Raw genomic sequence first — 13,703 nt, 5'->3', positions numbered from 1 at the left:
AAAGACATAACATCATGGCAGATATTCATCTTTCGAACATTAAAAAATCATTTGGTCAAACTGAGATCCTTAAAGGCATTAACCTTGAGATCAAAGACGGCGAGTTTATGACCTTAGTTGGCGCTTCAGGAAGCGGTAAATCAACCTTATTACGCATCATTTCTGGATTAGAAGAACAATCATCAGGCTCTATTCGTATTGGTGGCACTGATATTTCAGACAAAAGACCAAAAGAGCGTGATCTTGCCATGGTGTTTCAGTCTTATGCGCTCTATCCCCACCTTACGGTTAGAGACAATATGCGTGTTCCTTTGCGCATGCGTACACCCTTTTGGCACCGTCTTCCATTAGCGACACTGTTGTCACAAGACAGTAAAGCGACGTTAAGAGAAGTCGATGCTCGAGTACAAGAGGTGGCTGCACAATTGCATATTGAACACTTGCTTGATAGGAAACCCAATGAGCTCTCAGGTGGACAGTGTCAACGAGTTGCACTAGGGCGCGCAATGGTGCGTGAGCCATCAGCATTCCTAATGGATGAACCACTGTCAAATCTAGACGCTAAACTACGTGTTCATATGCGAGGCGAGCTAACACAGCTTCACCGCGAACTTGGCACAACCTTTGTCTATGTCACTCATGACCAAGTCGAGGCTATGACGATGTCAGATCGTATTGCACTTTTGGTCGAAGGTGAATTAATTCAGGTTGATACGCCAAACAATATGTATAACAACCCAAACCACCTCAAAGTGGCAGAGTTTATTGGAAGCCCGAAGATTAATACGATTCCAGCTTTGGTGGATGATGAAGGCAGTATTATTTTTGATGGCCAAGAGCTTTCGGGTATCAAATTGAATGCAACCAGTTGTGATGCGCCAATTACTATCGCAGTGCGTTCAGAAGACCTAAAAATAGTCGAAGCGAGCAATTTGTCAGCGGTAATTACTCATATTGAAAATATGGGTGGAGAAAAAATTATATTTGCGAGTGCACCTTGGGCAAAGGGAAGCCTAGCGATTAAGTTGACCGCTGATGAATCTGAAGGTTTAGTTCCAGGTGGCAACATTCATCTGCAAATCAATGTCAGAAAAATTATGTTCTTTAATCGCCATGGTCATCGAATTCAAAAAATCGACGTTATGATGGAGGCTGCCTGATATGTCGCAAGATATTGCAGCAACATTGCCGAAAAACATCAAAGTAAAAAAAACACTTGGGCAAATCAGAGAGCAGAATACCGCTTGGTTATTAACACTTCCTGCAATCTCATTAATGGTTCTGTTTCTGATTGGGCCCATTATTGCGATCATTGCTCTTTCATTTACTGATTGGCAGTTGGGGATGACCACCTTTTCATGGGTTGGGATTGATAACTATGTAGAGTTAAAAAATGACGGTGCATTTTGGCAAGCGCTAAAAAATACACTGTTGTACGTTTCGATCGTATTGCCCTTTTCAGTCGTCGGCGGTTTAGCAATAGCGATCCTCATTGAGTCGAGGCCGAGTGGTAAAGGTATATATCGTACGGCATTTTTTCTGCCAGTAATGGGTACCCTCATCGCAATGTCAATTGTGTGGGAATATATTTTGCAGCCAGATTTTGGCTTACTAAATATGATTCTAGCCAAAATTGGTGTTGATGGTAAAAATTGGTTAAATGACCCTGAAACCGTGGTCTATGTCCTAGCTGGAATCGGTATTTGGCATCAACTTGGCTACAACATGGTGCTATTTATGTCTGGTTTAATGGCGATTCCAAAACACCTTTATGAGGCAGCAGAAATGGATGGGGTGCCAAATGGTTGGTCGCGCTTTAGCCTGATTACTTGGCCAATGTTAGGGCCGGTCACACTATTTGTTCTTGTGATTTCAGCCATCAAGGCATTCCAGGTATTCGATACCGTTGAGGTGTTAACTCAAGGTGGGCCAGGTAAGAGCTCTGAGGTTCTTTTACACCTGATGTACGTTGAAGGTTTCCAATTCTTTAGAACCAGTTATGCAGCCGCAATTACAGTTATTTTCTTGTTTATTGTGTTGCTTATTACGGTAATCAAAATGCGCTTTATGGAAAAGAAGGTTCATTACTAATGAAGAAAATAGATTTTTTTGGGATTTTCCGTCATATAACACTGATTCTATTAGCATTGATGTTTCTTCTTCCGTTTATTTGGATGATGCTGACATCATTTAAACCAGAAGATGAAATTTTCATTAATGAAATACGGCTAGTGCCCGAAAGGTTTGCAGCCTATGAGAATTATTCTACCGCATTCTCAGAAACGCCTTTATTAAGGTTTATGATGAACGGGGTAATCGTGACGGTTGCAATTTTCTTGAGCCAAATTGCGATTGCAGTACCAGCCTCATATGCATTGGCAAAACTGGAGTTTAAAGGTAAGCAAGTTGTGTTTATTGCTATTCTTGCCTGTTTAATGATTCCACCACAGGCGGTATCGATTCCATGGTACTTATTAATGTATAAGTTTGGTTGGCTGAATAGTTATGAAGGACTGATTGCTCCATTTTCAATATCTGTGTTTGGTATATTCCTGATGAGACAGTTCTTTAACTCGGTCCCAGATGATTTAATCTCTGCGGCACGATTAGATGGGTTAAGCGAATTTAGCATTATCTGGCGCATTATGGTTCCTACCGCGATTCCAGCCCTTATTGCCTTTGGTATATTCTCAATTGTTGCGCACTGGAATGACTATTTCTGGCCTCTTATTGTCGCCAATAGCCAAGATATTTATACCCCACCACTTGGCGTGGTTGCTTTTAAGAGTGATGAAGCAGGTGATAGCTATGGGCCACTCATGGCCGCAGCAACAGTTATTGTTGCACCATTAATAATTGCTTATTTATGTGCCCAGAAGCGATTTATTGAAGGTATTACAATGTCTGGAATGAAATAAGTAATAATTTTTGAATTTGCAATAAATAAGCCTTATTCCCCCTAAATTTAAATACGCATTAATATATAACGGAGTTTAGAATGCGCCTTAAAATAACAACTTTAGCAGCGATGCTACTATCTACATCGGCTCTTGCCCAAACTACTTTAGTGGTTCAATACCCTTATGGTGAGTTGTTCGATGGTTTGCAAAAACAACTTGCAGAAGACTTTGAAAAAGCTAACCCTGATATTAAGATTCAGTTCCGTTCAAACTATGAAAACTACGAAGATGCTACACAAAAAGTGATGCGTGAAGCGATTACCAATCAGCTTCCAGATGTTAGCTTTCAAGGATTAAACCGCGTGCTACCACTTTACGAGCGCAATATCGCGGTACCACTAGACCAATTCTTAACAGAAGAAGATCGCTTAGAGAATGGTTTTGATGACTCGATGATGTCGCCAAGTCGTTTTGATGGGCAAACTTATGGTCTACCGTTCGCAGTATCTATGCCGATAGTATACTTCAATGCTGATCTTGTAGAGCAAGCAACTGGTACTACAACTCTGCCTGATTCATGGGAAGATATTTATTCTGTCGCGAGTAAGATCAATGATCTTGATGGCAATGCGCAAGGTTTTTACTACGACTGGAACATTACTGGTAACTGGCTGTGGTTGTCTCTTGTAATGTCACAAGGTGGTGAGATTCTGCAAGACGGTAAAGTCGCTTTTGATGGTGAAGAGGGTCAATGGTCCATCAATAAGCTAGCACAGATGCACACCCTAGCGGATATGCCGGACTACCAACGCAGAAGTGCAGAACGCTCTTTTGGTGCGGGTAACATTGGTATCTACGTGACGTCTACGTCTAACCTAGGGATGTTTGAGCGTTCAATCGGTGATCGTTTTGAACTGAAAACGACTCAGTTCCCTGAAATGGCAGAAAACGGTAGTTTACCAGTTGGTGGCAATGCGGTAGTTATGCTTGCAAAAGACGAAAAGCAGCAAAAAGCGGCATGGAAATACATTAAATATATCACTGGTCCTGTCGGCAATCAGCAAATCCCACACTTCACGGGTTACATGCCACCAAACCAAGTTGCCAATGCCCAACTTGAAGAGTTTTACGAGACGCGTCCTAACCATAAGACTGCAGTGACTTCACTTCCTTGGATGGATACATGGGTTTCATTCCCTGGTGCCAATGGTTTGAAGATCACCGATGTGATTTCTGATGAGCTTCATTCCGTCGTTTCTGGCCGACGAGCGCAAGGCGATGAGCCAAATAAAGTCTTGGTTGAAATGAGCGAGAAAGTAAACAACTACTTGTAGAAGTAGCATGTCAGCTCCCTATTGGTGAAATAGGGAGTTTTTAATCTTATGTAAGTGGAAAATTATGGTTATCTTTGATTTTGACGGCGTGATTTGCGATAGCTTGGGATTGTGTCGTGATGCTTGTCAATCTGCAGTCAGCCAACAAGATGCATCGGTGATTCTTGAATCTAATCCGTTTAGATATTTAGACCCCGTGACCTTCGAAGCAGTGGCGATTGAACTCGGTTTGGATGCTGAAGTCTTTTCTGAGAGTGTTGCTAGCTACCTTTACCAAAATGGCGAGCAAGCACAGTTTTTCTACGGTATAGACAGTGCAATTCAAGACTTAGCGGCTGAGCATAAACTGTTTATCATTAGTGCAAGTCACAGTGATGTTATCAACAAGCAACTCACACGATATGATTTAAAAAGCTATTTTCATACGGTCCTTGGCGGTGATGTTAAGGGGTCAAAGCAAGAAAAAATAATTAAGTTGAAAGAAGCCTATCAAGAGCAGGCCATTATGATTGGGGATAGTGTGAGTGATATTAAAGCCGCTCATGAAAGTGATGCTTTGTCCATTGCCGTAACGTGGGGATGGCAACCTCAAGGTTATTTGGAAAAGCAAAACCCAACGATAATTGCGCACCAAGCCAATGAATTGATATCCGCTATTTCATCTTTTAAAACAGAAATTGAAACAAAGTAAAGACAGCTATGAAAATAATCCACCTTACTGATACTCACTTTGGCTATACGGGTCAAAAAATCTATCAACGCTCGCCGAAAAATGCGTTAGAGAAAGCGGTTGAAAGCATCAACTTAGAGCATGGCGACGCAGACATGCTTATTATTACGGGAGATCTTGCTCATGCTGGTCACCCAGAAGCTTATGCAAACTTGCAAAGTACCTTATCTCAGCTAAGTATTCCTTACCATCTTGTGATTGGCAATCATGATGACAGACCTACTTTATCAAAGACTTTTAGTACCTTTGAGTTTGATGAAAATGGCTTTGCACAAAAATGCATTCAAACTGAACAGGGCTTGTTTATCTTGCTTGATACAGTAAAAGAGGGAACCCATGCTGGTTATTACTGCGAGAAGCGCTTCGATTGGCTGAAGACGCAACTAGAAGCAAATGCAGGCCAGTCAGTGTATCTCTTCATGCACCATGCGCCGTTTGATACTGGTATACCAGCTATGGACGCAATAAGTCTTGATAAAACACATAGCCTGCAATTGGGAGAGTTGTTAGATCATTACTCCAATGTGAAGCATATTTTCTTTGGTCACTACCATAGACCAATCGCAGGACAGTGGCGTGGAATAGCGTTCTCAACGTTGCGAGGTATGAATCACCAGGTGAGACTTGATTTGCATGACAAGCATATGATCCAGGGGAATTTTGAAGAACCCCAATACTGTGTCGTATTGCTTGAGAACGACCGAACACTGGTTCACTACCATGATTATATGTATGAAACAGAAGAGTTTGAAATAGGTAACCCTCTAGAAGCACATATATAGATATTTGCTGAATGCGCTAGTCCAATATTGAGTTTCTAGCGCAGTTAGTTTATTGATGTAGCGGTTGTTTTAGATCTTTTTCAGCGCATTGAAGAAAAGCACGGATCAGTCGACTACCAAGCCTTTCATTGGAAACTACGAAGCTATATTTCATGGATAAGTCGATATTTTTAAATTTCGTCGCGACGATCTTGTCATCGGGGTTGTGCTCGTGCTCAGTGACTACACCAATACCTAAACCTTGGATAACACCTTCACGAATGGCTTCACGACTGCCTATTTCGATTCTAGCGGCTGGTTCAATGCTTCTCTCACTGATTTCATGATCAAATATATCTTGGGTTATCGACCCCTTTTCTCGTGATAGTAGAATTTCTCCTTTTATGTCCTCAACATCAAGACCATCTTTCTCTGACAGTCTATTGCTAGCTGGAATAATAGCGATGATTTGGTCTTCTTTACATAAAAAGCTTCTAAAGCCAGGAATGACGTCATTGTGTACAAAGAGACCAATGTCTACCTCACCAATTTGCAGAAGCTCGAGTACTTTTTTATTCGAACCATAGACGACTTTGATCTTGATTTTTGGGTACTTGCTGACAAATATTTTGAGCGCTTGAGTCACGTAATAGGGACTCACTGCAGCAATTGTTAGTGTTCCATGAATCAGCTTGCCGTGAGACTGCATAAACTCATCGATTTCTCTGACACCATTTATCACTGAGCGGCAGAGGGGCATCATCTGCACACCTAAATCCGTAAGACGGTTGTTACCCCTTCCTCGGGTAAACAACTTAGCACTGTACATTTGTTCAAGTTCACCAACTTGTTTAATGACGGTGGGTTGAGATAACTCTAGGTTATCGGCTGCTTGCTTGAAGCTTCGACATCGGCCCACCTCGTAAAAGGCTTTAAGTAAGGAGAGAGTCGGTAATGGTTTTTTCTGCGTTGTCATGAGAAAGGTATATATTTGTGCCAGAAAATAATCAGGCGGTAAGTTTTATGTATTTTCACGTGTTAATTGAATTAGTCAACATGATTACTGTTACTAGTTAATAGCCTACTTTTGTTCCAATAAACAAACTTTGTCTTTAAGGCATACACAAACGAACAAAACATGTATTGCGGAGTGGATATCCACAACTGTCGTTTTTGTTCAATCATTCAAATCGCTTGTCACTTATTCTTTTGGGCATGGAGAGCAGCATGTCAATTCTGATGCCGTTCTTTCTTTTGTAATAACGCCACATCAATAGTCGAGTAAAAAGACAATGCTAGAAATCAAACAAATTAAATCATTACAAGAAGTTAACGAACTGAAGAAGCAGTATTTTGAACAATCGACAGCCCCACTTGATGGTATGTGGCACTTTGGTTTTGTTCCTATGTCTTCTCATTTCGGCTTCTATGAAGACAATGCTTTAGTAGGGTATTGCTGCGTAAACGGTGACGGCTATGTGTTGCAATTCTACTTGTCACCAACTGCCCAGACTCAGGCACGGGAGTTGTTCACTTTGCTTGCAGAGCAAAACAGCTCAGTAGTTGGTTCCATTAACGGTGCATTTGTGAGTACGGCCGAACCTCACTATCTATCGCTTTGTTTAGATAATTCGTCTTCATTTAAAGTGAATGCGTTGATGTATCAGCAAGTTACTTCGTTTATCTCGCAAGGCACTGCAGGGTTAGAGCTAACTATTGCAACTCAGGAACAACTATCTGAATTTATAGAGTTTGCAGTGAATAATATTGGCGCTCCAGAGCAATGGTTATCGCAGTACTTCGGTAATCTAATCAGCCGCCAAGAACTTTTCGGGTATTGGAAGGATGATCGATTACTAGCAACAGGTGAGTGTCGTCTATTTGATGAATACCAGACGCAATATGCAGACTTAGGAATGATTGTTGCCGAGTCAGAACGAGGGCAGGGGATTGCTACTGGTGTGCTAAACAGTTTAGTTAGCCTAGGGAATGAACGTGGTTTAATTCCTATCTGCTCTACTGAAAGTGGCAATCTGGGCGCACAAAAGGCGATACAGCGTGCGGGGCTAGAACCTTTAAACCGCATAATTCAGATAGAATTTGACCACAAATAGTCAGTAAGCAGATAAGCCTTTGCCCATTCTGGGCAGGGTTTATTTGTTAAAAATCTAACCTGACATATAGTGGTAGTAAGTGCCTATAACCAATTGAGAGCATTATGGTCCGCTGGCTGAAGCCTTCAAAGATACCTGAAGTTGCCAAATACATTGAGTGTTATTGGCTAATTGAAAAAACCTCGGATGCTACTAGTTTCGATTATCCGAAGTTAAATCCTGATCCTTCCGCTCACTTGATCATTTCGCCTAAACAACAAACCTATCATTACGATATGAGCTCAGGGATAGCTAATGGTGAAGGGAGTCATTGGTTGTTTCCTCATCATCAAACATTGCAGCTCGATCATTCAAAGCCTTTTGTCCATCTTGGGGTTAAGTTTCATATTGGAGCCCTTTATTCATTGAAACTATTTCCAGATCAGCAACCAATACTTGATGACGTGAAAGAGGTGCAATTGAGTACTTTGTTTAATGAGTCATATCAAGGTGAGATAGGGCTAATTGAACTTGCTCGAAGTAACGCTGATTTGTGCTGTGAAAAGCTAGATAGCCTGTTATTGCCCTTGGCTTTGGATAGCCATGAGGATCAACATAGCCAGATCACACGAAAAGCGCTTCAGGCATTGGACGAAGCCACAATTTCTGCACTAGGTAGTCAGTTATACTGCTCGCAGCGTACATTAGAAAGGAGCTTCAACAGGGTGACAGGTCTAACACTGAAACAGTGTCAGTCAATGAAGAAGCTTGAGGCTATGCTGGAGTATCTTTATCAACGCGACTCAAGTGATATCGATTGGGTCGAGATTGCATTTCAGTTCGGTTTTAGCGATCAACCTCATCTCATTCGTTATCTAAAGAAACAAATTGGATTAACACCTAAGACGTACGAGAAAGAGCGAGGATTAACTATTGATGTTTATGGTGGTGTTGGCTCAGTGTAATCCGTCGGAAATGTTCAATCACACAAGAATTGATTCAATTATTATGCGCTAAACAACATTTGGTAACGAGAAAAATATGATTCGAACACTGCGCCCTGAAGACCTAGATGATGCTGTATCTATTTGGTTTTCAGCATCCATAAAAGCTCACGATTTTATCCCTGAAGAGTTCTGGTTTTCGCAAAAGCAGAACATGCGCGATATGTATCTTCCCAACTGTGAATCATGGGTATATGAGTCAGCAGGAAAAGTTCTTGGTTTCGTTTCTTATTACGAAGGGAGCATACCTGCGATATTCGTTGATCCAAAATCACAATCTCGTGGTGTTGGAACACAGTTGCTCAATCATCTGAAGGGTAAGTACAACAAGCTTACATTGACGGTCTATACCGAGAATGTAACCACGCATCAGTTTTATCTTCATCATGGGTTTATTGATGTTGGTACATGTATTTGTGAGCATACTGCAAAAGAGCAGATAGAAATGTGCTGGACAAAAAGTGGCTATGTACAGGCATAGCCATTAAAAACAGGCTTGTGACTTATGTGAGTGCTGACTTAATGAGTGACAAGTTCAGTTTTGGGATAATAGACCACCATTTGTTAATGGTGGTCTTTGACGTTTTAGGCCTTAAATAACATACTTTCTAGGGCCGCCTATCGTGACGTATTGCAGATCCTGTGATCTGTAACCCGACTTAACTTAGCTGAATAAGTGCAATCATAACTATACTTCCAAAAATATCAGATTATTTAATTGAACATCTTGATTAATAAAGTATTTGGAGGCTCGGATAGTAAGCTTCTGCTATATCCGATGAGAAAAATATGATTAAGAATACAGCTACAACTTATGGCAGTGTTGCTAAGTGGTTTCACTGGCTGATTGCTCTTTGTTTTCTTGCTGCCTATGTGGCCATTTATTACAAAATTTGGTTTTTGGATAAGGACGATGCACTGTTTCGCCCGAGCCTGAATATTCATGCTGCAATAGGGCTTAGCGTAATTTTATGGGCTAGTTTGCGAGTGTGGTGGAGGTTTTTCAACGTTCAACCTCAGATGCCACCTATGCCAAAATGGCAACAAATAAGTGCGCATGGGATGCATTGGCTACTGTACTTCTTCATGTTCGCAATGCCAATTTCGGGTTGGTTTGGTTTTGGTGGTTCTATTGACTACGGAGTGTTCCAGGTCACTACATTTCGAGAGACTTCGTTAGGTATGTGGATTTTGGACTTGTTCAATACCGACTGGGATACCTGGGAACAGAAATGGGACTTTTTCCATAAAGACGTCAGTGGCCCTTGGGTGCTGTGGATGCTCATAGCAGCTCATGCTGGTGCGGCGCTATACCATCACTATGTGCAAAAAGATGACACGCTTACGCGCATGTTGCCAAACAAAAAGGCTGAGTAGGGCACTACTGCAGCAGTCAAACGCAACGTTGTGCAATAGAGAGTTATGAAGTATTTAGAGTCAGATTTTAAACTGCCTCAGTGGCTATGATCCTGAAATATCTGATTTGTAAGAACTAATCTTCATTCCCGCCTTTTAACAGATCTTCATATATTTCAATTACTTATTAAGCCTCGGTTATCGCCATTCGATATTTATGGAGTTTGATCTTAAAAAAACCGCTAGACCGACCGGTTTGTTTTGTGTAATCTGTTCGTATTCTAACCAAGAGGTGAAATCAGTGAATAGCATTACAACATTAGAAAAGATGCAGTCGCATCATAAGACGATGAAGAAGGCATATAGCTTGCAACCAATGCCATCTATGGACTCTCGTATTGATAAGCTTTCTCGCCTGAGACAAGCTTTGATTGATTACAGTGACAGTATCTGTGTATCTATGAACCTTGACTATGGTCAGCGTAGCATTCAAGACACCTTGATTGCAGACGTACTGCCGTGCATCGCCAATATTGATTACAGCATTGAGAATATTGCTCAGTGGATGGCGCCATCAGTTCGTAGCTCAGGCGCACTGCTTTCTATGTCTAATGTTGAGGTGGTTTATCAGCCAAAAGGCGTAGTGGGGATAGTGACTCCTTGGAACTTCCCAATCATGCTCTCTGTTGGGCCACTGATCTCCGCAATCACTGCGGGCAACCGAGCCATGATCAAGATGAGTGAATTCACTCCAAACACCAACAAAGTGCTGAGCGAGATGCTTGCACAGGTGTTTGAGCAAGATGAAGTTGCTGTTGTAGAAGGTGAGTCTGAGCTTTCTGCAGAATTTACCGCGCTTGCGTTCGATCACCTTCTGTTTACCGGGTCAACAGCGGTAGGTCGCCTAGTAATGAAGGCTGCTGCTAAAAACTTAACGCCATTAACTCTTGAGTTAGGTGGTAAGTCACCAGTGATAGTGGCTGATGATGTTTCTATGGAACTTGCCGTTGAGCGTATTATCTATGGTAAAAGCTTGAACAATGGTCAGGTTTGCGTGGCACCAGACTATGTACTTGTACCTAAGGATAAAAAAGATGCCTTCATTACTGAGTATAAGCGTCAGTATAAAGCGTTGTTTCCACAAGGCGTAGAGTCTGAAAACCTAACTTCTGTTGCAAATGAACGCCAGTACAACAGGGTGAGCTCACTACTAAACAAAGAGATCACAATTGGCACTCGTATTGAATCATGTCATGAGAAAGCCATTGATGAGACGAAGCACCGTCTTGTGACACACCTAGTTGTCGAGCCAAGCTTCGATTCAGACATTATGAATGAAGAGATCTTCGGACCACTGTTGCCCGTCATAGGCTATGAAGATATTGATGGTGCGATTGAATTGGTAAATAGCAAGCCACGTCCACTGGCCCTGTACTTGATGTCGTTTGATGAAGAATTGCAAATGAGAATAAAGAACTCAATTCATTCTGGCGGCATGTGCATCAATGATTGTGTGTTCCACTTAGCGGTAGATGATGCCCCATTCGGCGGTATCGGTGAATCGGGTAATGGTAATTATCACGGCAAAGAGGGTTTCATTACCTTCTCACACGCTAAAACCGTAATGACCAGTGGTGAAGAGCACCAGATCAAACATTTGTTCTCAGCGGAAGATAACGAATTCAAAGCAGCAGTGCTTGCGATGCTAGGAAAGTAATCGGTAGTTATTAACCAAGAGACAAAGACTATGTTAGAACGTTTTTTTGAAAAGACCGTACGTGGCTACCTGCTTTTGACGGGCTTCCTGACTGCCACCGCATTTGCCACCTTCATTGCGCCAGAGTGGAGTATGGTTAACCTATTCTCATACAGTGAAGAGATGATGGTAAATAAAGAGTATCTGCAAGGCACGTATCAACACTGGGGAGTGATGGTAGGCTGTATTGGTGTGCTACTTATGGTTTCGGCTTACGTGAAACCACTGCGTACATCCACCATGATCTACAGTGGCTTTGAAAAGGCGATGTTCGTAGGCCTTTTTATCTACAACGTGTGTGTAAATGAGTATTCCTGGTTCTGGGGATGGAGTGGAGTATTAGCCCTCGATGGCTTCGTTACCCTCTATTCACTGCTGTATCTCTATTATTATGTGACGCGAGATAAGACAAAAGTACCAGCACATCTTCGTTAATTAACCTTATTTAATTCAATAATTTAACTTTCAAAACTTAAGCAGTTACATGTCGCTTTGCGGATCCATGTACTAGTAAACTTGAAATTACCACTAGACCGACTGGTCTGTCGGTGGTATTGTAACTGCAACCAATCAAGAGGTGACCATAATGGCAACAACAAACTTTAGCTTTAATCTTAAAACTATCATTCATGCTCATGAAAATGGAATTCAAGATATCCCTGCTTTGTTTGAGCGCATCGGCGCAAAGAAAGTAGTGCTATTTACAGATAAAGGATTAGAGTCGTTGGGTTTTGTTGAGAAGTTTGGTGAGGTATTCGCAGCTCAATCTCAAGTAGAGATAGCTGGCGTTTACACTGATATCGAAGCAGATGCTTCATGTGACAACATCAATGCAGCAATCGAATTTACCCGCAAGATAGGTGCAGACGGCATTCTATCTATCGGTGGTGGTAGCGTAATCGATGCTTCTAAAGGCGTGAAGTACGCAATGCACAAGGGCATTAATGACATCCGTGAAGTGATTGCTGGTGGCGGTCATATGGAAGTTTGGCCAAACAACCAAGACATTAAGGTTCCTCATATTGCTGTGCCAACCACTGCAGGTACAGGTGCTGAAGCATCGCCAATTGCTGTGTTCTTTAACGAGAAAGAGAACATCAAAGCAAGCCTAGTGGTTTCAGGCCTAGAGTCGGATATCGCAGTGCTTGATCCTGCGCTAACCACTAAGTTGCCAGCAAGCCTTACTCGTTCGACGGGTATGGATGCGCTGACACACGCGGTAGAAGCATTGGTTTCTCCAATGAGCAACGCATTTACTGATGCCTACGCAATGCAGGCAACTAAGCTAATCATGACTAACCTGCCTATTGCGATTAACGATCCTGCGAACATTGAAGCACGTGCAAACCTTCTTCAGGCAAGCACCATGGCTATCTCCGCGTTCTATTCATCGCTAGGTGGTATTCCAATCCATAACGTTGCCCACGCGTTTGGCGCCATCAGTCATATACCTCACGGTGATGCGAACACGGTTCTAATGCCAGTGGTTATTGAAGCGCTACCTGAGTTTTATATCACCAAGGCAGATAAACTGGCTGAGGCTATGTCGGTTGAGCGCTCTGGTACTGATGAGATGATTTACGCACGCATTGTAAACAAGCTGAAAGAATTCCAGATTGAGACAGGTGCTATCACTAACTTCAAGCAGTGGCAGATCGAGTCAGAGCAGAAGGTGCGAATTGTTGAAGCTATCAAAAAAGACATCTGCTTCCAGTTCTACCCAATCGCGGATAACCACATCGATAGCATCATCGAAGCGGTAATCTAAC

The 13,703-nt window shown here is 42.1% G+C and carries 14 protein-coding genes; 13 read left to right on the top strand and 1 reads right to left on the bottom strand.

Annotation, left to right across the window (positions count from 1 at the left end):
- Positions 1-14: 14 nt before the first annotated feature.
- From OCU46_RS09370 to OCU46_RS09345, 6 genes are all read left to right on the top strand, one after another.
- On the top strand, positions 15-1,160 hold the full coding sequence (locus tag OCU46_RS09370) for an ABC transporter ATP-binding protein (RefSeq protein WP_141268694.1): 1,146 nt from the start codon (positions 15-17) through the stop codon (positions 1,158-1,160).
- Between the two features lies 1 nt (position 1,161).
- Complete coding sequence (locus OCU46_RS09365; protein ID WP_141268692.1) at positions 1,162-2,091, top strand: carbohydrate ABC transporter permease; 930 nt, start codon at positions 1,162-1,164, stop codon at positions 2,089-2,091.
- Positions 2,091-2,918 carry a carbohydrate ABC transporter permease gene (locus OCU46_RS09360; protein WP_141268690.1) on the top strand — a complete coding sequence of 276 codons (828 nt, stop codon included), beginning with the start codon at positions 2,091-2,093 and terminating at the stop codon, positions 2,916-2,918. The genes OCU46_RS09365 and OCU46_RS09360 overlap by 1 nt, the downstream gene beginning before the upstream one ends.
- Before the next feature lie 80 nt (positions 2,919-2,998).
- On the top strand, positions 2,999-4,234 hold the full coding sequence (locus OCU46_RS09355; RefSeq protein ID WP_141268688.1) for an extracellular solute-binding protein: 1,236 nt from the start codon (positions 2,999-3,001) through the stop codon (positions 4,232-4,234).
- Between the two features lie 64 nt (positions 4,235-4,298).
- Positions 4,299-4,925, top strand: a complete 627-nt coding sequence (locus OCU46_RS09350; protein WP_141268686.1) for an HAD family hydrolase — start codon at positions 4,299-4,301, stop codon at positions 4,923-4,925.
- An 8-nt stretch (positions 4,926-4,933) separates the two neighbouring features.
- A complete protein-coding gene (locus OCU46_RS09345; protein ID WP_141268684.1) occupies positions 4,934-5,746 on the top strand; it encodes a phosphodiesterase in 813 nt (270 codons plus the stop codon).
- Positions 5,747-5,795: 49 nt separating this feature from the next.
- Here the strand turns inward: OCU46_RS09345 and OCU46_RS09340 are convergent, their stop codons facing one another.
- Positions 5,796-6,701, bottom strand: a complete 906-nt coding sequence (locus OCU46_RS09340; protein WP_141268682.1) for a LysR substrate-binding domain-containing protein — start codon at positions 6,699-6,701, stop codon at positions 5,796-5,798.
- Between the two features lie 316 nt (positions 6,702-7,017).
- Between OCU46_RS09340 and OCU46_RS09335 the strand changes: the two genes are divergently transcribed.
- The 7 genes from OCU46_RS09335 (at position 7,018) to OCU46_RS09305 (ending at position 13,702) form a co-directional block, all read left to right on the top strand.
- Positions 7,018-7,839, top strand: a complete 822-nt coding sequence (locus tag OCU46_RS09335) for a GNAT family N-acetyltransferase (protein WP_141268680.1) — start codon at positions 7,018-7,020, stop codon at positions 7,837-7,839.
- 104 nt (positions 7,840-7,943) lie between these two features.
- On the top strand, positions 7,944-8,783 hold the full coding sequence (locus tag OCU46_RS09330; RefSeq protein ID WP_141268678.1) for a helix-turn-helix domain-containing protein: 840 nt from the start codon (positions 7,944-7,946) through the stop codon (positions 8,781-8,783).
- Positions 8,784-8,859: 76 nt separating this feature from the next.
- A complete protein-coding gene (locus tag OCU46_RS09325) occupies positions 8,860-9,303 on the top strand; it encodes a GNAT family N-acetyltransferase (protein ID WP_141268676.1) in 444 nt (147 codons plus the stop codon).
- Positions 9,304-9,611: 308 nt separating this feature from the next.
- Positions 9,612-10,199 (top strand): cytochrome b, encoded by a 588-nt coding sequence (locus OCU46_RS09320; protein WP_141268674.1) that lies wholly within the window; start codon positions 9,612-9,614, stop codon positions 10,197-10,199.
- Positions 10,200-10,395: 196 nt separating this feature from the next.
- Positions 10,396-11,895 carry a coniferyl aldehyde dehydrogenase gene (locus OCU46_RS09315; protein WP_141268672.1) on the top strand — a complete coding sequence of 500 codons (1,500 nt, stop codon included), beginning with the start codon at positions 10,396-10,398 and terminating at the stop codon, positions 11,893-11,895.
- A gap of 30 nt (positions 11,896-11,925) precedes the next feature.
- Complete coding sequence (locus OCU46_RS09310) at positions 11,926-12,369, top strand: hypothetical protein (RefSeq protein ID WP_141268670.1); 444 nt, start codon at positions 11,926-11,928, stop codon at positions 12,367-12,369.
- Between the two features lie 151 nt (positions 12,370-12,520).
- Positions 12,521-13,702, top strand: a complete 1,182-nt coding sequence (locus tag OCU46_RS09305) for an iron-containing alcohol dehydrogenase (protein WP_141268669.1) — start codon at positions 12,521-12,523, stop codon at positions 13,700-13,702.
- The last annotated feature ends 1 nt before the right edge of the window (position 13,703 follow it).

The sequence above is a fragment of the Vibrio comitans genome (assembly GCA_024346835.1).
Taxonomy (GTDB): Bacteria; Pseudomonadota; Gammaproteobacteria; order Enterobacterales; family Vibrionaceae; genus Vibrio; species Vibrio comitans.
The sequence above is the reverse complement of the archived record's forward strand: the minus strand, read 5'-3'. Positions and strand labels throughout refer to the sequence as shown.